Origin of the sequence: Nonomuraea sp. NPDC050153 (assembly GCF_044460125.1) — a bacterium.
Classification (GTDB): Bacteria; Actinomycetota; Actinomycetes; order Streptosporangiales; family Streptosporangiaceae; genus Nonomuraea.
Genome location: NZ_JBITJQ010000010.1, coordinates 147,968 through 167,446, shown reverse-complemented (window position 1 = coordinate 167,446; position 19,479 = coordinate 147,968). Strand labels below are relative to the sequence as shown.

The 19,479-nt window shown below is 69.5% G+C and carries 13 protein-coding genes; 7 read left to right on the top strand and 6 right to left on the bottom strand.

Translation table 11 applies throughout. The features are described from left to right. Positions 1 to 75: 75 nt before the first annotated feature. Genes ACIBQ1_RS25435 through ACIBQ1_RS25425 form a run of 3 tightly spaced genes read right to left on the bottom strand, consistent with a single transcriptional unit; the run spans position 76 to position 3,523 of the window. Positions 76 to 1,494 (bottom strand): family 2B encapsulin nanocompartment shell protein, encoded by a 1,419-nt coding sequence (locus tag ACIBQ1_RS25435; RefSeq protein ID WP_397281247.1) that lies wholly within the window; start codon positions 1,492 to 1,494, stop codon positions 76 to 78. A 30-nt stretch (positions 1,495 to 1,524) separates the two neighbouring features. Next, positions 1,525 to 2,466 carry a 4-hydroxy-3-methylbut-2-enyl diphosphate reductase gene (locus tag ACIBQ1_RS25430; RefSeq protein WP_397281246.1) on the bottom strand — a complete coding sequence of 314 codons (942 nt, stop codon included), beginning with the start codon at positions 2,464 to 2,466 and terminating at the stop codon, positions 1,525 to 1,527. 13 nt (positions 2,467 to 2,479) lie between these two features. Then, entirely contained in the window at positions 2,480 to 3,523 is a 1,044-nt protein-coding gene (locus ACIBQ1_RS25425; protein WP_397281244.1) for a polyprenyl synthetase family protein, read from the bottom strand. 209 nt (positions 3,524 to 3,732) lie between these two features. On the opposite strand from ACIBQ1_RS25425, the gene ACIBQ1_RS25420 reads away from it, so the two are divergent. The 4 genes from ACIBQ1_RS25420 to folP all read left to right on the top strand — a co-directional run bounded on the left by ACIBQ1_RS25420 (position 3,733) and on the right by folP (position 7,522). Continuing rightward, positions 3,733 to 4,914 carry a zinc-dependent alcohol dehydrogenase gene (locus ACIBQ1_RS25420; protein WP_397281243.1) on the top strand — a complete coding sequence of 394 codons (1,182 nt, stop codon included), beginning with the start codon at positions 3,733 to 3,735 and terminating at the stop codon, positions 4,912 to 4,914. Between the two features lie 52 nt (positions 4,915 to 4,966). Then, complete coding sequence (locus ACIBQ1_RS25415) at positions 4,967 to 6,022, top strand: NAD-dependent epimerase/dehydratase family protein (protein ID WP_397281242.1); 1,056 nt, start codon at positions 4,967 to 4,969, stop codon at positions 6,020 to 6,022. An 84-nt stretch (positions 6,023 to 6,106) separates the two neighbouring features. Further along, positions 6,107 to 6,577, top strand: a complete 471-nt coding sequence (locus ACIBQ1_RS25410; protein ID WP_397281240.1) for an ATP-binding protein — start codon at positions 6,107 to 6,109, stop codon at positions 6,575 to 6,577. 45 nt (positions 6,578 to 6,622) lie between these two features. Further along, the gene (gene folP / locus ACIBQ1_RS25405) at positions 6,623 to 7,522 is read left to right on the top strand and encodes a dihydropteroate synthase (protein ID WP_397281239.1); all 900 of its coding nucleotides are present in this window, start codon (positions 6,623 to 6,625) and stop codon (positions 7,520 to 7,522) included. Between the two features lie 219 nt (positions 7,523 to 7,741). Here the strand turns inward: folP and ACIBQ1_RS25400 are convergent, their stop codons facing one another. After that, positions 7,742 to 10,096 carry a glycoside hydrolase family 6 protein gene (locus ACIBQ1_RS25400; RefSeq protein ID WP_397281236.1) on the bottom strand — a complete coding sequence of 785 codons (2,355 nt, stop codon included), beginning with the start codon at positions 10,094 to 10,096 and terminating at the stop codon, positions 7,742 to 7,744. A 267-nt stretch (positions 10,097 to 10,363) separates the two neighbouring features. Between ACIBQ1_RS25400 and ACIBQ1_RS25395 the strand changes: the two genes are divergently transcribed. The 3 genes from ACIBQ1_RS25395 to ACIBQ1_RS25385 all read left to right on the top strand — a co-directional run bounded on the left by ACIBQ1_RS25395 (position 10,364) and on the right by ACIBQ1_RS25385 (position 17,537). Beyond that, positions 10,364 to 13,309 (top strand): glycoside hydrolase family 48 protein, encoded by a 2,946-nt coding sequence (locus ACIBQ1_RS25395; RefSeq protein ID WP_397281234.1) that lies wholly within the window; start codon positions 10,364 to 10,366, stop codon positions 13,307 to 13,309. Then, positions 13,252 to 15,888, top strand: coding sequence for a glycoside hydrolase family 9 protein (locus tag ACIBQ1_RS25390; protein ID WP_397281507.1), 2,637 nt, complete (start codon positions 13,252 to 13,254; stop codon positions 15,886 to 15,888). The genes ACIBQ1_RS25395 and ACIBQ1_RS25390 overlap by 58 nt, the downstream gene beginning before the upstream one ends. A gap of 65 nt (positions 15,889 to 15,953) precedes the next feature. Further along, the gene (locus ACIBQ1_RS25385; RefSeq protein WP_397281232.1) at positions 15,954 to 17,537 is read left to right on the top strand and encodes a cellulase family glycosylhydrolase; all 1,584 of its coding nucleotides are present in this window, start codon (positions 15,954 to 15,956) and stop codon (positions 17,535 to 17,537) included. Positions 17,538 to 17,680: 143 nt separating this feature from the next. Here ACIBQ1_RS25385 and ACIBQ1_RS25380 read toward each other — a convergent pair whose 3' ends face one another. After that, positions 17,681 to 18,208, bottom strand: a complete 528-nt coding sequence (locus ACIBQ1_RS25380) for a hypothetical protein (protein ID WP_397281230.1) — start codon at positions 18,206 to 18,208, stop codon at positions 17,681 to 17,683. Next, positions 18,205 to 19,260: a lytic polysaccharide monooxygenase gene (locus ACIBQ1_RS25375; protein ID WP_397281229.1), complete on the bottom strand. Its 1,056-nt coding sequence runs from the start codon at positions 19,258 to 19,260 to the stop codon at positions 18,205 to 18,207. The genes ACIBQ1_RS25380 and ACIBQ1_RS25375 overlap by 4 nt, the downstream gene beginning before the upstream one ends. Between the last annotated feature and the right edge of the window lie 219 nt (positions 19,261 to 19,479).

Here is a 19,479-nt window from a genome sequence, read left to right as displayed (position 1 = left end):
CTCCTTCACGTGCGTAGCAGGCCGGCACCGCGCGCACCGGTCAGTGGGCGCGGTGCCGGCCGTCCGGTTCCTCGCTCAGCCGTTCCTGCCGAGCTCGACGTCCTCCAGCACGCCGAGCGCGTCAGGCACGAGCACCGCCAGCGAGTAGTACGCACTCACCAGGTAGGAGATGACCGCCTTCTCGTTGATGTTCATGAACCGGACCGACAGGCTCGGCTGGTACTCGTCGGGGATGCCGGTCTGGTGCAGGCCGACGACGCCCTGGTTCTCCTGGCCGGTCCGCATGAGCAGGAACGACGTCGTGTGCGTGGAGGAGATCGGGATCTTGTTGCACGGGAAGATCGGGATGCCCCGCCAGGACGGCACCTTGTGCCCGAAGGCCTCGATGGACTGCGGGTAGACGCCGCGCTTGCTGCACTCCCGGCCGAAGGCCGCGATGGCCTGCGGGTGCGCCAGGAAGAACGCCGGGTCCTTCCACACCGTCGACAGCAGGTCGTCGAGGTCGTCGGGGGTGGGGCGGCCGGCGCGGGTGCGGATGCGCTGGCCGAAGTCGGCGTTGTGGAGCAGGCCGAACTCCTTGTTGTTGACCATCTCGTGTTCCTGCCGCTCGCGCAGGGCCTCGATGGTGAGGCGGAGCTGCTGGTCGAGCTGGCTCATCGGCTGGTTGTACAGGTCGGAGACGCGGGTGTGCACCCGCAGGACCGTCTGCGCCACGCTCAGCTCGTACTCGCGCGGGCTCTGCTCGTAGTCCACGAACGTGCCGGGCAGCACCGGCTCGCCGCTGTGGCCCGCCGAAAGGTCGATCGCCGCCTCGCCATAGTCGTTCTGGGCGTGCTCCCCACTGGCCGTAAGCCAGCGGTCCAGGTGCTCGCGCAGGCCGGGAGCCTGGTCGGCCAGTTGCTCGAAGTCCTGCCGGGACAGCGTGAGAACGGTGGTCTTGGTCTTGGCCCGCGCGGTGAAGTCGAACTGGCCACCACTCGTCAGTGTCGCCTCGCCGAGATAGTCGCCGTCGGCCAGGACGCCGAGGTTCTGCTCGTCGCCGTACGCGCCGCGGCTCACCTTGGCCACCCGGCCGTGGGCGATCAGCACCAGCCGGTCAACGGGGCGGCCCTCGGAGACGATCTCCTCGCCCGCCTCCACCTCACGCTGGGCGAAGCGGTCGGCCAGCGCCCCGAGCACCTCCGAATCGTCGAAGCCGCGCAGCATGGGCAGCTCGGTCAGCTCCGCGGGGATGACCCGCACGTCCGAACCGGTCGTGCTGAACGTGATGCGGCCGTCACCCAGCTCATACGTCAGCCGACGGTTGACCCGGAACACACCGCCCGAGCACTGCACCCACGGCAGCAGCTTCAGCAACCAGCGGGAGGTGATCTCCTGCATCTGCGGCGGCGTCTTGGTCGTGGTCGCGAGCTGTCTGGCGGCGTCGGTGCTGAGGCTGAGCTGTCCGTTGCCGTTGACGGCCTCGGGCGTGCTCGAGTTGGTCGTTTCGGTCATCGTGCTGCACCACCAATCTGGGTTTGGGACCTAGCCGGGGTTGCGGGTGGATCGGAATTCGAGCGGCAGGGAGAACGTGAGCGTCTCCTTGGCCACGGTCACCGGCTCCACGTCGTCGTATCCGTGGGCGGCGAGCCAGCCGAGTAACTCCTCGACCAGCCGCTCGGGGACGGACGCGCCGGAGCTGACCCCGACGGTCCGCACGCCGTCGAGCCAGCGCTCGTCGGCGTCGTCGGCCCTGTCGACCAGGTACGCCGCGCCCGCGCCGGCGCTCAGGGCCACCTCCACCAGCCGGCGCGAGTTCGACGAGTTGGCCGAGCCGACGACGATGACCAGCTCGCACCGCGGGGCGATCCTGGTGATCGCCTCCTGGCGGTTCTGGCTGGCGTAGCAGATGTCGTCGCTGGGCGGGTCGACCATCTGGGGGAAGCGTTTGCGCAGCTCGGCGACGGCCTGCATGGTCTCGTCCACGGCCAGCGTGGTCTGCGACAGCCAGCTCATCGGGCGCGTGCCGCTCGCCGTCACCTCGTCGGCTCTGGCCGGGTCCACGACGTGGATGCGGTCGGGGGCCTCGCCGAACGTGCCCTCGACCTCCTCGTGCTCGGCGTGGCCGATGAGGACGATCTCGTAGCCGGCCTCGGCCATGCGTACGGCCTCCTTGTGGACCTTCGTGACCAGCGGGCAGGTGGCGTCGATCGCCCGCAGGCCGCGCAGCCCCGCCTCGTCCTTCACCGCCGGCGCGACGCCATGGGCGGAGAAGACGACCAGCGAGCCGTCGGGGACCTCGTCGAGTTCCTCGACGAAGATCGCGCCGCGCCGGGTGAGGTCGTCGACCACGTACGTGTTGTGGACGATCTGTTTGCGCACGTAGACCGGTGGGCCGAAGCGGCTCAACGCCTCTTCGACGGTGCTGATCGCGCGCTCGACACCCGCGCAGAAGCCGCGCGGGGCCGCGAGAAGTACCTGTCCCATTGTGGGGAACCCCCTACTTGGTGCGGTGCGCGAGCTGGTCGGCCAGCACGGCCAGCGCTCTCGCCGTCTCCGGCTCGATCGGCGCCGCGGCCAGCGCGGTCACGGCCTCGCGCACCCGGTCTTCGATCATTTCCTCGACCTCGTCCAGCGCTCCCGTGTCGCGCAGGATCTGCCGCACCTCCTCGGCGCGCTCCTCGGTCAGCTCCGGGTTGCCGTGCCAGTTCTTGAGATGGGCGAGCTGGCCGGCTGTGGCCCGCCGCACGGCATGCGCGACGAGCACGGTGTGCTTGCCCTCGCGCAGGTCATCCAGCGCCGACTTGCCGGTCTCCGACTCCTGGCCGAACGTCCCGAGCACGTCGTCGCGCAGCTGGAACGCCTCGCCCAGCGGCAGGCCGAAGCGCGAGTACGACTCCAGCAGCTCCATCGAGGCCCCGGCCAGCGCGCCCCCGATCTGCAGCGGCCGCTCGACGGTGTACTTGGCGGTCTTGAACCGGATCACCGTGAGCGCCTCTTCCACGCTCGCGCCCGAGCGGAGCTGGGCCAGGACGTCGAGGTACTGGCCGCTGATGACCTCGGTGCGCATGGTGTCGAACACGTGGTGCGCGGCCCGCAGCCGGTGCGGCTCCACCCCGCACGACGACAACATGGTGTCGGACCAGGCCAGGCTCAGCGTGCCGAGCAGGATGCCGCCCGCCTGCCCGAACGCGTCCGAGCCCGGGCCGCGGTGCAGCCCGGCCAGGCTCCTGTGCACGGTGGCCCGGCCGCGCCGCAGCTCGCTGCCGTCCATGATGTCGTCGTGGATGAGCAGGCCGGCGTGGCACAGCTCCAAGGACGCGGCTGCGGTGATGATCTCCTCGCCGTCGCCTCCGCCGGCCCCCCGCCAGCCCCAGTAGCACAGCTGCGGCCTGACGCGCTTGCCGCCGTTGAGGACGAACTCGGTGAGCAACTGGTACGCCGCCTCGACGTCGGGGTCGTCGACGGGAGCTCGCCAGGTCTCGAGAAAACCGGCCAGGCGTCGGTCTATGCGTGATCCAACGTTGTGCTGAGTGAAGCTCACCGGCATGCGCGCGGCTCCTTCGGTCGGCGTCAGCTACCAATAGTTACTCACCCAATACAGAGCGTGTAAAGCACTTTGGCGTGGAGCGTTCGGCCTTTGCTGGACCGGTCCCCGAATCTGGGCGTGTCGGGATGCCACCCGGAGCAGATGCCGATTTGATGGCTTATGTGGGGGTATGCGGCATTTGTGCCTATTCCGAAGGAGACACCATGAAGGCAGTCACCTGGCACGGCAAGCGCGACATACGGGTCGAAGAGGTCCCAGACCCGGCCATCAAGGAGCCGAACGACGCGGTCATCAGGGTGACCAGCACCGGAATCTGCGGCTCCGACCTTCACCTGTACGAAGTGCTCGGGCCGTTCATGGCCGAGGGCGACATCCTGGGGCACGAGTCCATGGGCGTCGTCGAAGAGGTCGGCTCCGCGATCGACAACATCAAGCCGGGTGACCGCGTGGTCATCCCGTTCAACATCTCCTGCGGCCACTGCCACATGTGCGGCATGGAGCTCTACGCGCAGTGCGAGACCACGCAGGTGCGCGAGCAGGGCACGGGAGCGGCCCAGTTCGGCTACACCAAGCTCTACGGCCAGGTGCCCGGCGGGCAGGCCCAGTACCTGCGGGTGCCCGAGGCCCAGTTCGGCCCGATCAAGGTGCCGGAGGGGCCGGCGGACGAGCGCTTCATCTACCTGTCCGACGTGCTGCCGACCGCCTGGCAGGCCGTCGCGTACGCGCACATCCCCGAGGGCGGCAGCGTCACCGTCTTCGGCCTCGGCCCCATCGGCCAGATGTGCTGCCGCATCGCCCGCCACCTCGGCTACCGGGTGATCGGCGTGGACGGCGTCACGCAGCGCCTGGAGATGGCCCGCCGCCACGGCGTCGAGGTCATCGACGCGAGCGAGGTCACCGACGTCCCCGACGAGATCCGCCGGTGGACCTCGGGACGCGGCACCGACTCGGTCATCGACGCGGTCGGCATGGAGGCCCACGGCTCCCCGGCCGCCAAGCTGGCCCAGACGCTCACCACGATGCTGCCCGGCGCGGTGGCCGCGCCGCTCATGTCCCACACGGGCGTCGACCGCCTCGCCGCGTTCAACCAGGCCATCGACTCCGTACGGCGCGGCGGCGTCATCTCCGTCGTGGGCACGTACGGCGGCATGACGGACCCCATGCCCATGCTGCGCATGTTCGACAAGGGCATCACGGTGCGCATGGGGCAGGCCCACGTACGGCGGTGGACCGGCGCGCTGATGCCGCTGGTGACCGACGAGTCGGATCCGCTCGGCGTGATGGACCTCGCCACCCATCGGCTGCCCCTGGAGCAGGCGCCCATGGCGTACGAGATGTTCCAGAAGAAGTCCGACGGAGCCGTCAAGATCCTGCTCCAGCCGTAATCCGGCAGGTCAGAGGGGTTTCGCTGCCCGGTGGGCGGGCAGCGAAGCACCCATGAGAGTTGTCGTGGTGGGGGCAACCGGGAACGTCGGCACCAGCGTGGTTCGCGCGCTGGCCGCCGACGACGGGGTGACCTCGGTCGTCGGGGTCGCTCGTCGGCTGCCCGGTTGGCGGATCGACCGCACCGACTGGCGGCAGGCGGACGTCGCGACCGCGGATCTCACGCGGATCTTCGACGGGGCGGACGCGGTCGTCCATCTCGCGTGGCTGTTCCAGCCCACCAGAGACCCGGCGACGACCTGGCGGGCGAACGTCCTGGGCAGCATGCGCGTCTTCCGCGCCGTCGCCGAGGCGGGGGTGCCCGCGCTCGTCCACGCCTCGTCCGTGGGCGCGTACTCGCCCGGGCCCAAGGACCGGCCGGTGGACGAGAGCTGGCCCACGCACGGCTGGCCGGGGGCCGCGTACGGGCGGGAGAAGGCCTACGTCGAGCGGGTGCTCGACGTCTTCGAGCACGATCACCCGGGCATCCGGGTGGTGCGGATGCGGCCGGGGTTCGTCTTCCAGCGGGTGGCCGCCACCGAGCAGCGCAGGCTGTTCGGCGGGCCGTTCCTGCCGGGGCGGCTGATCAAGGAGGGGCGGATCCCTTTCGTGCCGGACATCCCGGGCCTGCGGCTGCAGGCGCTGCACGCGGAGGACGCGGCGGAGGCGTACCGGCTGGCCGTCACCAAGGAGGTGCGGGGCCCGTTCAACCTCGCCGCCGCGCCCGTGCTCGACCCGCCCGACCTGGCCAGGCTGCTCGGCACCCGAACGGTCGCGGTCTCGCCCACCGTGGCCAGGGCGGTCATGGCGGCGGCCTGGCACCTGCGGCTCCTGCCGGCCGCACCCGGCCTGCTGGACCTGGTCCTGCGGGTTCCGATCATGAAGACCGACCGCGCCAGGGAGGTGCTGGGGTGGGCGCCGCGGCACCCGTCGTGGGAGGCCGTGCGGGAGCTGTTCGAGGGGCTGCACGACGGGGCCGGCATGGACACCGCCCCGCTGGCCCCCGACGGCGGGCCCGTAGGCCGCGTCAAGGAGCTCGCCGCCGGTGTCGGTGGGGCGTCCGGGGTGTAAGTCGTCTCCTCCGGGGGAACGTGACACACGACGCGAGGTCCTGAAGCGCGACCGTCATCCTGTCGGAGGACACGGAGGGAGCGCATGCGGACCCTGATGGCCCAGCCCTTCACTCTCGACGACGTCACCAGGCTGCGCCGCACCGTGGCCGAGTGCGCCAGGAGTTGCGGGCTGAGCAGCCCTCGGCTGGACGACTTCGTCCTGGCCGTGCACGAGAGCGTCGTCAACGCCGTGGAGCACGGGGGTGGGCATGGGTACTTCAAGTTGTGGACGGTGAACGGCCTCATCCGCTCCGAGACCTCCGACGCGGGGACGGGCATCCCCGACGGCTACGTCAACGGCGGCATCAGCCCGCTCGACCTCGCCCAGGGCGGCAGGGGGATCTACCTCATCCAGCGGCTGTGCGACACGGCCGACTTCGACACCGGGCCCGGCGGGACGACGGTCCTGCTCACCATGCGGCTGCCGAGCGGGCCTGATCGCGTCACCCACGAGGCCATGAAACGCATCCGGGTCATGGCCGGCTGCCGCCCCTTCGGCCGCTTCACCGCCTGACAGCCCTTCGCGTCGGCTGTGCGGGTGTGCGGGTAGGCTCGCCACGTGAGCGGCGAAGCGCTTTCCTCCGGGATCATCTCGCCCGTCCGGCGCATCGGCCGGCGGGAGTTCGATTTCGCGCGTCAGGTCGCCATCATGGCCATCATCAACAGGACGCCCAACTCCTTCCACGACCAGGGCCGCACCTACGAGCTCGACAGCGCCGTCGCCGCCGCGTGCCGGGCCGTGGACGACGGGGCCGACTGGGTGGACATCGGCGGGTTCGCCTTCAGCGCGGCTCAGGCGCAGATCGGCGCGAACGAGGAGATCGACCGGGTCGCTCCGGTCATCGCGGAGGTCAGGAAGGCCACCGACGCCGTCATCTCCGTCGACACCCACCGGCCCGAGGTGGCGCGGGCGGCCGTCGAGGCCGGCGCGGACGTGATCAACGACACCAACGGCCTGCGCGAGCCCGGCATGGCGGAGTTCGCCGCCGGGTCGGGGGCCAGCGTGATCGTCACGCACAGCCTCGGCGGCCCCGGCAGGCGCGTGTTCCGGCCGAGCTACGCCGACGTCGTCGCCGAGGTGGCCGGCTACCTGCGCGAGCGGGTCGCGTACGCGCTGGCAGCGGGCATCGCCCCCGACAAGATCATTATCGACCCCGGCCACGACCTCAACAAGAACACCTTCCACTCCCTGGAGATCACCCGGCGACTGGAGGAGGTCACCGCGATCGGCTACCCGACGCTGGTGGCCCTGTCCAACAAGGACTTCATCGGCGAGACGCTCGACCGGCCCCAGGGGGAGCGGAAGGAGGGCACGATCGCCGCCAACGTCTTCGCCATCGTCAAGGGCGCCCGGATCCTGCGGGTGCACGACGTGGCCGCCACCGTCGCGTCCGTACGCATGACCGAGGCCATGCTCGGCTGGCGTGGCCCGCTGACCCCGAGTCACAATCTGGCCTGAGGAGGTCGTTTTGACCGAACGGAAACCTCTGGGCATGCCGTTCGATGTCGACGAGATCGTTTCGGAGTGGCGCGGCACTCAGAGGTGAAGGGGCCCCGACATGCGGGGCCCCTTCGGGTGGTCGAGGGACCCGGGTCAGGCGGGTCCCTCCGAGAGACCCGGGTCAGGCGGGTCGCTCGGGCTCGGGCCGGGGGCGAGGGCCCCCGGCGGTGACGGTGGTCAGTTGACGGGCGGGTAGGCGTTCCTCAGCAGCTCCTGGAACTGCGCCGAGAACCAGCGCCCCGACAGCGGCGCGTTGGGCAGCGCGCCCGTCAGGTTGTTGCCGTTGAGGTTGTTGCCGTGGTACGTCGGGTCGCACATCCGGTCGAACTTCTTGCCCTCGTCGTTCGGGATGTCCGAGCTGGCGCCGTCCGACTCGCCCGGAGGCTTGATCCAGACGTAGGCGTCGAACCCGGCCGCCGGGTTGGCGGTCGGCCGCGCGCCCATGCCCGCGCCGCTCTGGTTGCACCAGTTGCCGGCGTGGATGCGGCGGTCGGTGCGCGACTGGTTGACGAAGTCGTCCAGGACGGTCGAGGTGCTCGGCCCGCTCGGACGGGCGGTGCCGCCCCAGCCGTTGCGCGAGGTGTCGACCAGCATGCCGAGCCCGTTCCTGAAGCCCTTGGAGATGAGGGCGCTGCGCAGGGCCGTGGCGAACGTCGCCTCGTCCACGTACCAGTTCCAGTCCACCCACTTGGACTGCCGGACCGACGTGCCGTTCACGGTCGAGTTGATCGTGAAGTACGGCTCGGTGGTCGCGGAGGTGTTGGCGGTGTTGACGATGAAGCCGTCCACGCTGTCCACACCGGCGGTGGCGCCGGCGACGGTGTTGTAGAAGATGTTGACCGACGGGTTGAAGTTCGAGTCCCAGCCGAGCCAGGCGTGGTGGGCGGCGTCGACGTAGGTGTAGACGTTGGTGATGGCGTGCAGCTTGTTCAGCGCGTAGCGGACGCCGTCGACGTAGGCACCGGTCGAGTTGGCCTCGGCGCACTTGGCGAAGCTGAGGTTGGTGACCAGGTTGGGCAGCGAGTCGGGCTCGATGATCGTGACGATCCGCAGGTTCGAGTACGCGGAGTCGCTCATGATCGCCGAGATCGGGTCGATGTACTCGGTCTTGTAGCGGTTGAGCCCGTTCTCGGCGATGAGCAGCTCGCCGTTGGAGGCCAGCGCCGAGCAGTCGCGGTTGGGCAGGTCGTAGATGACGAACTGGACGGTCAGCGGCGCGGAGCCGTTGGCGGCGTCCTGCCTGACGGCCTCGTCCAGGTGGGCGCGCAGGCCCATGGCGGAGGAGGAGCCGGCGATGGCCGCGATGCGGTCCAGCCAGACGGCGGTGGAGGTGTTGGCCACCGCGGAGCCGCCGGGCTCGGCCTGGGCCTTGGCCCTCCAGTCAGGGTTGACGTAGCCGGTGGCGCCGGCGTAGGGGTTCTCGACGTGGCCGCCGGGGGTGGTGCCGCCGTCGTTGTCGGCCTCGGTGGCGGTGACCGTCCTGGAGGTCAGGCCGGTGGAGGCGACGGTGATGGTGCGGCTGCCGTTGGCCGTGTCGGAGTCCTCGGCGGCGGCCAGGGTGACCGTCTGCGCCGTGCTCCAGTTGGACGGCGTGAAGGTGAGGCTGCCGCCGCTGGAGACGGTGATGTTGGTGTCGCCGGTGCCCGCCGTCGAGGTGACGGTCACGTTCGAGGTCGGCGCGGCGGCCAGGCGCACGGTGTACGAGGCGGTGGCGCCCTCGGGCACGGTCACCGCGGCCGGCGTCACGATGATCGACTGCTCCACCACGGCGTCGTCGTCCACCTCGGTGGCGGAGACCGTGGCCGGGGTGACGCCGGTGCCGCCGACGGTGAAGGAGGCGGTGCCCGCGGTCGTGTCGGAGTCCTGGGCCGCGGCCAGGGTGACGGTCTGGGCGGTGTTCCAGTTGGCCGGGGTGAAGGTCAGCGAGCCGCCCGAGCTGACGGACAGGTCGGTGTCACCGCTGGTCCGCGTGGTGGTGACGGTCACGTTGGCGGACGGGGCCGAGGAGAGCCTGGCCGTGAACGTGGCCGTGCCGCCCTCGTTCACCGCGACCGCGCTGGCCGAGGTGACCACCGACGGGGTGGTCGGGTTCCCGCCGCCACCGCAGGTGACCCCGTTCACGCTGAACGTGGTCGGGTTCGGGTTGCTGCCGGTCCAGGTGCCGTTGAAGCCGATGGACACGGACCCACCGGTGCTCAGGCTGCCGTTGTACGGCATGTTCGTGCCCGTCACGCGGGTGCCTGACTGGCTCCAGTTGGCGCCCCAGCCGGTGGGGGTGTACTTCTGACCGGTGGTCGGGAAGTCGAAGCCCAGATTCCACGACGTAATCGGGTCGCCGGTGTTCTTCAACGTGATGCTCGCGGTGAAACCGCCCTGGCCGGGGCTGCTCGTCCACGAGTTGGCAGAGTAGGTCACGTCGCAGGAGACGGCGGCGTTGGCGGCCGTGCTCTGGCCTACGACGAGCCCTAAGGCCGCGACACTCGCGGCGGTCACGGTCACGGCCCATTTGCGGAGGCCGCGTTGGAGTCTCACGAGCGATCATCTCCAGTATTAGAGGGCTGGGAGCGCTCCCATGGTCTGTCGTGGTTCCATCCATGTACAGAGGGCGATGCTCGCGGAGGTGTCCGCCGCCCCGCATGCTCGTTGAATGCCCCGGAACGCGGATGAAACTTTCATCCCGGGCAGCCTGGTGAGAGGAAACACGGGGGTTACCGAACCGCCATTCCGTTGACATACGCGTGAGGTCACCCACAATCCCGTTTGGGAGCGCTCCCACTCCTCTACTCCCATGGAGACCCCGTGAAGTACAGACCTCCTTCCCTCCTCTCCCGCTTATCACGGCGGCTGGCCGTGGCCGCGACCCTTGTTCTCGTGGCGGGTGTGACCTCGGCCGTGGCGGCCGGGCCCGCGCAGGCTGCCGTGGCGTGCGATGTGACGTACACGGCCAATCAATGGACGAGCAGCCCCGGCCAGGGCGGTTTCACCGCGAGCATCACGTTGAAGAACACCGGTGACCCCATCACCTCGTGGAATCTGGGCTTCGACTTCCCGACCACGGGGCAGAAGTACACCCCCACCGGCTGGGGCGCCAACTGGAGCCAGTCAGGCACCCGCGTGACCGGGACCAACATGCCGTACAACGGCAGCCTGAGCACCGGCGGCTCGGTCTCCATCGGCTTCAACGGCACCTGGACCGGCAGCAACCCGAACCCGACCACGTTCAGCGTGAACGGGGTCACCTGCGGCGGCGCCAACGCCGCGCCGACGGTGTCGCTGACCTCGCCGACCGCGGGGCAGACGTTCACCGCCCCGGCCACCGTGCCGATCGCGGCGAACGCCGCCGACTCCGACGGCACGATCTCGAAGGTCGACTTCTACCAGGGCACCACGCTGCTCGGCACCGACACCTCCGCGCCGTACAGCTACAGCTGGACGAACGTGGCCGCGGGCAGCTACTCGATCACCGCCCGGGCGACCGACAACGGCGGCGCGACAACCACCTCGGCTCCGGTCGGGATCACGGTCTCGCAGAACACGGGCCCCGCGCTCGTGGTGAGCCCGACGACCCTGTCCGTGCCGGAGGCGGGGACCGCGAGCTTCAGCGTGAAGCTGTCGCAGGCTCCCTCGGCCAACGTCACCGTCACCACGGCCCGCGCCGGCGGCGACACCGACCTGACCGTCTCGGGCGGCGCCGGCCTGACCTTCACGCCGTCCAACTGGAACACCGCGCAGAACGTCACGCTCGCGGCGGCCAACGACTCCGACACGACCGCCGGTTCCGGCGTGTTCCGGGTGAGCGCCACCGGCTACACCGCGGTCGACGTGACCGCCACCGAGGCGGACGACGACGTCGGCGGCAACAACCCCTACGTCCAGCGCTTCGTCGAGATGTACAACGAGCTCCACGACCCGGCGAACGGCTACTTCTCGCCCGAGGGCGTGCCGTACCACTCGATCGAGACCTTCATGGTCGAGGCGCCGGACCACGGGCACGAGACCACGTCCGAGGCCTACAGCTACTACCTGTGGCTGGAGGCGGTCTACGGGCAGGTCACCGGTGACTGGTCGAAGTTCAACAACGCGTGGACCTCGATGGAGAAGTACATCATCCCGGCCACGGCGGACCAGCCGACGAACTCCTTCTACACGCCGAACAAGCCGGCCACGTACGCGCCGGAGTGGAACCAGATCAGCAACTACCCGACCGCGCTCGACTCCGGCGTCACCCCCGGCGTCGACCCGATCGCGAGCGAGCTGCAGAGCGCGTACGGCACCCGCGACATCTACGGCATGCACTGGCTGCTCGACGTCGACAACACCTACGGCTTCGGCCGCTGCGGCGACGGCACCACCAAGCCCGCCTACATCAACACCTACCAGCGCGGCCCGGAGGAGTCGGTCTTCGAGACGATCCCGCAGCCGTCCTGCGACACCTTCAAGCACGGCGGCACCAACGGCTACCTGGACCTGTTCATCAAGGACAGCTCCTACGCCAAGCAGTGGAAGTACACCAACGCCCCCGACGCCGACGCGCGCGCCGTGCAGGCCGCGTACTGGGCGCAGACGTGGGCCAAGGCGCAGGGCAAGGAGTCGCAGATCTCCGGGTCGGTCGCCAAGGCCGCGAAGATGGGCGACTACCTGCGCTACGCGATGTACGACAAGTACTTCAAGAAGCCCGGCTGCACGAGCCCGCAGTGCGCGGCCGGCACCGGCAAGGACGCCTCCAACTACCTGATGAGCTGGTACTACGCCTGGGGCGGCGCGACCGACTCCAGCGCCGGCTGGGCGTGGCGCATCGGCTCCAGCCACAACCACTCCGGCTACCAGAACCCGCTCGCGGCCTGGGCGCTGGCGAACGTGACCGAGCTGAAGCCCAAGAGCAGCACCGGCGTGGCCGACTGGAGCACCAGCCTCACCCGGCAGCTGCAGTTCTACGGCTGGCTGCAGTCGGCCGAGGGCGCCATCGCCGGCGGTGCGACCAACAGCTGGGAGGGCCACTACGCGTCGCCGCCGAGCGGCCTGCCGAAGTTCCACGGCCTGACCTATGACTGGCAGCCCGTCTACCACGACCCGCCGTCGAACCAGTGGTTCGGCTTCCAGGCGTGGACGATGGAGCGGGTGGCCGAGCTGTACTACGCCTCGGGCAACGCCGACGCCAAGGCGCTGCTCGACAAGTGGGTCACCTGGGCGATGGCCAACACCACGATCAACGCGGACGGCTCGTACCAGATCCCGTCCACGTTGCGGTGGACCGGTCAGCCCGTGGGCAACTTCACCGCCACCTCCGGGATGCCGCCGGCCAACCCCGGCCTGCACGTGACGATCGCCGACTACACGAACGACGTGGGCGTGGCCGGCGCGTACGCCAAGACGCTCATGTACTACGCGGCCAAGGCGAACAACACGGCGGCCAAGAACATGGCCAAGGCGCTGCTCGACGGCGTGTGGAAGAACCGTGACGCCAAGGGCGTGTCGGTCCCCGAGACCAAGACCGACTACAACCGCGTGGACGACCCGGTCTACGTGCCGTCCGGCTGGAGCGGCACGATGCCCAACGGCGACGCCATCAACTCCAGCTCGACGTTCATCTCGATCAGGTCCTTCTACAAGAACGACCCGGACTGGCCGAAGGTCGACGCCTTCCTGAAGGGCACGGGCCCCGCGCCGGTCTTCAACTACCACCGGTTCTGGGCGCAGGTGGACGTCGCCGTCGCCCTGGGCGAGTACGGACGGCTCTTCCCGTGAGAAAGGCACTGATCGCCGTGGCGTCGCTGGTCCTGCCCCTGTGTCTCGCAGGGGCCGGGCCGGCGGCCCACGCCGCCGCGCCCGCGTTCGCGTACGGCGAGGCGCTGCAGAAGGCGCTGTGGTTCTACGAGGCCCAGCAGTCGGGCGACCTGCCGAGCTGGAACCGCGTCGGCTGGCGCGGCGACTCCGGCATGAACGACGGCAAGGACGTGGGCGTGGACCTCACGGGCGGCTGGTACGACGCGGGCGACCACGTCAAGTTCGGCTTCCCGATGGCGTTCTCCACCACGATGCTGGCCTGGGGCGCGGCTGAGTACCGCGACGCGTACGCGGGCTCCGGCCAGCTCACGCACCTGCTCGACAACCTCAAGCACGTCAACGACTACTTCATCAAGGCCCACCCGTCGCCGAACGTGCTCTACGGCCAGGTCGGCAACGGCGGCACCGACCACGCCTGGTGGGGCCCGGCCGAGGCCATGCAGATGTCGCGGCCCGCGTACAAGATCGACGCGTCGTGCGGCGGGTCGGACCTGGCGGGCGAGACGGCGGCGGCGATGGCCGCCTCCTCGATCGTCTTCCGCCCGACGAATCCGACCTATGCCGACACGCTGCTGACGCACGCCAAGCAGCTGTACTCCTTCGCCGACACCGTCAGGAAGAAGTACACCGACTGCATCACCGACGCGCAGGGCTACTACAACTCGTGGAGCGGCTACAACGACGAGCTGGTGTGGGGTGCGATCTGGCTCTACCGGGCCACGAACGACGCCTCCTACCTGGCCAAGGCCGAGACCGGGTACGACAACCTCGGCAACGAGCCGCAGACCACGACCAAGTCGTACAAGTGGACGATCGCGTGGGACGACAAGTCGTACGGCGCGTACGTGCTGCTGTACAAGCTGACCGGCAAGCAGCGCTACCTGGACGATGCCAACCGCTGGCTCGACTGGTGGACGGTCGGCGTGAACGGCGCGAAGGTGGCGTACTCGCCGGGCGGCCAGGCCGTGCTGGACCGGTGGGGCTCGCTGCGGTACGCGGCCAACACCGCCTTCGCCGCGTTCGTGCACAGCGACACCATCACCGACGCCACGCGCAAGGCCCGCTACCACGACTTCGCGGTGCGGCAGATCAACTACGCGCTCGGTGACAACCCGCGCAACTCCTCGTACCTGATCGGGTTCGGCGCCAACCCGCCGAAGAACCCGCACCACCGCACGGCGCACGGCTCGTGGACCGACCAGATCACCAACCCCGAGCAGACGCGCCACACCCTGTACGGCGCGCTCGTCGGCGGACCGCCCGACCCGAACGACGCCTACACCGACAAGCGCGACGACTACGTCATGAACGAGGTCGCCACCGACTACAACGCCGGCTTCACCAGCGCGCTGGCCCGACTCTACAAGGAGTACGGCGGCGCGCCCGCGGCGAACTTCCCTGCGGCGGAGACCCCGGACGGCCCCGAGATCTTCGTCGAGGCGGGCGTGAACGCCTCGGGCGGCAACTTCACCGAGATCAAGGCCATCGTCCGCAACCAGTCGGCCTGGCCCGCCAGGGTCCTGTCCGACGGTTCGTTCCGCTACTACTTCACGCTCGACGGCACGACGACGGCCTCGCAGATCACCGTGTCGTCGGCCTACACGCAGTGCAAGGCGCCCACGCTGCACGCGGAGCAGCGAACGCTCAGGCCCGAGAGCGGTAGCTTGCGTGACCAGCGAGGGCCAAGTGAGCGCGACCATCAAACCGCGAGCGGCACCACGTACTACGTGAACATCGACTGCTCCGGGCAGGCCATCGCCCCGGCCGGGCAGTCGCAGCACCGCAGGGAGGTGCAGTTCAGGATCGCCAGCACGGGTTCGTGGGACCCGGCGAACGACTGGTCGTACCGGAACATCCCCACCACGCCCGGCGCGACGCCGGTGCGCACCGGGAACATCACTCTCTACAGCGGCGCGACCAAGATCTGGGGTGAGCCCCCTGGTCCGGAGGAGCAGGACACGACCGCGCCCAGCAAGCCGGGCAAGCCCGCGGTATCCGAGGTCACGGGCTCGACCGCCAAGCTGAGCTGGACCGCCTCCACGGACAACGTGGGCGTGAGCGGCTACGACGTCTACCTGGGGTCCCAAAAGGTGGGCACGTCCGCGAGCGCGTCCTTCGACCTGAGCGGGCTCACCCCTGCCACTTCCTACACCGCCTCCGTGGTGGCGAGGGACGCGGCGGGCAACACCTCGGCGCCGTCCGACGGCACCTCGTTCACCACGACGAACACGACCCCGCCGCCCACCGGCGGGTGCGCGGCGACGTACAAGGTGACGAGCTCGTGGAGCGGCGCCTTCCAGGCCGAGGTGACGGTGAAGAACAACGGCACCTCGGCGACCACCGGATGGACGGTGGCCTGGACGTCGGCGAACCAGATCACCCAGCTCTGGGGAGGCAGGCACACCCAGTCGGGCTCCAGCGTCACCGTCAGGAACGAGGCGTACAACGGGGCGCTCGCCCCGGGCGCCACCACCACGTTCGGCTTCATCGCCAACGGCACACCCACCGTCCCCGCCCCCGTCACCTGCACTCCCGTCTGAGTGAAGACCCCGCCCCCGTCGCAGTGGCGGCGGGGGCGGTTCCACAGCTCAGTGAAAGGCAGCTCATGAGACCACTGATCACCGCGCTGGCCTGCCTCCTCGCCTTCTTCGTCGCCCCTGTCGCCCCGGCGAACGCCGCCGTCGGCATTCACGTCAGCGGCGCGAAGATCGTTGAGGCCAACGGCCAGGAGTTCATCATGCGCGGCACCAGCCACGCGCACACCTGGTTCGCGACGCAGACGAAGGCGTTCGCGGACATCAAGTCGCTGAAGGCCAACACCGTGCGGGTCGTGCTCAGCGGCGGCCGCTGGACCCCCAACAGCGTCTCCGACGTGGCCAACGTCGTCTCCCTCTGCAAGCAGAACAAGCTCATCTGCGTGCTGGAGAACCACGACACCACCGGGTACGGCGAGCAGAGCGGCGCCTACACCCTCGACCAGGCCGCCAACTACTGGATCAGCGTCAAGTCCGCCCTGGTCGGCCAGGAGGACTACGTCATCGTCAACATCGGCAACGAGCCGATCGGCAACAACGCCGTCACCCCGGGCTGGGCCGCCGCCACCACGGCCGCGATCCAGAAGCTGCGCAGCAACGGCTTCCAGCACGCGCTGATGGTGGACGCGCCCAACTGGGGCCAGGACTGGCAGTTCGGCATGCGCGACAACGCGCGGGCGGTCTTCGACAGCGACCCGGCCAAGAACACGATCTTCTCCGTCCACATGTACGGCGTCTTCGACACGGCCGCGGAGATCAACGCGTACATGGACGCCTTCAGGACGGCGGGGCTGCCGCTGGTCGTCGGCGAGTTCGGCTTCAACCACTCCGACGGCAACCCGGACGAGGACACGATCATGGCCCAGGCCGTGAGCCGCGGCCTGGGCTACCTCGGCTGGTCGTGGAGCGGCAACGGCGGCGGCGTCGAATACCTCGACCAGGTCACCAACTTCGACGTCACCCAGCTCACCTCCTGGGGCCAGCGGCTGTTCAACGGCGCCAACGGCATCGCCGCCACCTCCAAGCAGGCCTCGATCTACGGCGGCGGCACCACCGACCCGACCCCGCCGAGCACGCCCGGCACCCCGTCGGCGTCCGGCATCACCTCGTCGGGGGCGAACCTGTCCTGGACGGCCTCCACGGACAACGTGGGCGTGACCGGCTACGACGTCTACACCTCGTCCGGCACCTCGCTCGGCTCGACCGCGACGAACTCGATCACGCTGACCGGGCTGTCGCCGGCGACCACGTACCAGGTGTACGTGAAGGCCAGGGACGCGGCCGGCAACCAGTCCGCCGCGTCGCCGACGGCGTCGTTCACCACGCTCAGCGGCGGCGGCACCGGAGGCGGCTGCACGGCCGCCGGAACCGTGCAGAGCCAGTGGAGCACCGGGTACGTCCTGCAGCCCGTGACAGTGACCAACACCAGCACCTCGACCAAGTCGAGCTGGACGGTGACCTTCACGCTGCCGGCCGGCCACACGGTCACCGGGTCCTGGAACGCCGCGGTGACGGTCAGCGGCCAGACCGTGACGGCCAAGAACCTGAGCTACAACGGCACGCTCGCGCCGAACGCCAGTACGAGCTTCGGGGTGCAGGCCGGCCGCCCGAGCGGCAACACGTCCGTGCCGTCCGGCTACACCTGCGCCAACTGAACCGCCCGTCCAACGGCTGCGTATGAGGAGGTGAGGCGGAAGAACATCCCTGCCCAACGACCATCCCGCCCGGATGGGACGGACGCGGCCGATACCTCCAGTCGGCCGCGTCCGTTTTCGTGGCCGCCGGGCGCTCCCTCGCGCTATTTCGCCTGGGTCTTCGTGGCCTCGGCGAACCTCTGGCGGGCGGCGTCGATCGCGTCCTCGTCCTGGAACTCGGCGAAGGCCGCCTCGTGGTAGCGGGCGGGGATGAGCCGCCTGACGCGGTCCGGATAGCCCGCGCCCGCCTCCGGCATCCGGACCAGGGGAGGGATGCCGATGCTCACCGCGATCGGGCCCGCGGCGCGCACGGAGGTCGCCCAGTCGGTGCCCGCGCCGGTGACCGCGCACATGTGGCGGGCGTACACCCACTTCACCTCGACGAGGGAGGCGGCGTCGGGCGGATCGAAGCCGAAGGGTTCCACGGCGCACACGACGCGCGAGTCGAAGTCGTGGCCGTGCGCGTGGTGCTCGTCGAGCGAGGACTGTTCGAGGACGCGCGTCACCTGGGCGGCGAGCTCCTCGTTCAGCCGGGCCGACGGCTGGTGGGCGGCGAAGAACATCACCCCGGCCAGGGTCAGGCCGGCCAGGGTGACGAGTGCCGCGGCAAGCCCGCGACGTGACTTGATCACGGGCTGGTGCAGGTCAGGGCCGGAGCCGGGTTGGGGATCGAACCGGTGGCGTTGAAGCCGAACGTGGTCGTCGCGTTCGGCGCGAGTTGCCCGTTGTAGGTGGCGTTCTTGACCACCACATTGGGCGGTTGACCGGACAGCACGCCGTTCCATGGCGAGCCGTCGAATCCCTGGCCGCCGGAGTAGGTCCACTTGACGGTCCAGCCGTTGATCGAGGAGGTGCTCGTGTTCTTCACGGTCACCTCGCCCTGGAAGTGGCCGGCCCAGCCGGTGTCCGTGGCCTTCCACGTGGCGGTGCAGGCGCCCGGGTTGACCGTCGGGGTCACCGTCGGGGTCGCGGTGGGGGTGCTCTGGCCCGGGCCGACGCCGGTGACCTCGCCGTTGCCGCCGTCGAAGGTGACGTCGGAGCAGCTGTAGAAGTTCTCGTTGCTGTCGGAGCGGATCCAGTGCGTGAAGATGATGTGCCGGCCGGACTTGCCGGACGGGAGTTGGGTGTTCCAGTAGTAGTAGTTGAGCGCGCCGGCGGGGCCGGTGTCGGGCGGGTTGGTGACGCTGCCGAACGGCTCCAGGTCGGACCACTTCAGCGGCCCGTTCGGGTTCCAGCCGTTCTTGGTGATGTAGTAGTTGAAGGCGCCGGGGTGCTTGGCCCAGTTGCTGTGCCGCATCTGGATGGTCGCGCCCGAGGTCAGATGGGTCAGCGGCCAGTCGTTGCGCACCGCGTTGTAGGCCGAGAAGTCGTAGGGCCCGCCGGTGCCGCCGCTGCAGATCTGCCCGTCGGGGATGAATCCGGTGGTCCGGCCCGCGCCGTCGGAGCGCAGCACCGCGAACCAGTTGTACAGCGGGGTCGTGCCGCTCTGCGAGACGGCCGCCGCGCACGCGGGGTTGTAGGGGATGATCTGGCCGTTGTCCCGCAGGCCGTCCTGCCAGCACAGGAACGTCCTCGCGCCGGGGAACATCGTCACCCCGTGCGCCAGTGCCTGCGTGGGCACCATCAGGACAGTCGTGATCAGAACCATGACGGCGGTGATCGCCGCCGACTTGAATAACCTCATGGGGATTCCCTTGCGCTGACGACTGAGGAAACCTGCCCACGAGCGGCCCGCCCGGCCAGCGCATTGAATCACGCGGCGCACAGCCTGGACAACGCGCCGTGAAACTTTCATTCGATCTTGGTCATGGCCCGTGCAGGCGCTAGTCTGGGAGCGCTCCCATCAGGGGATGTGGCACGCGGCGTACTTTGCGAGGGGTACGGGCCGCGGACTAGAGGGGTA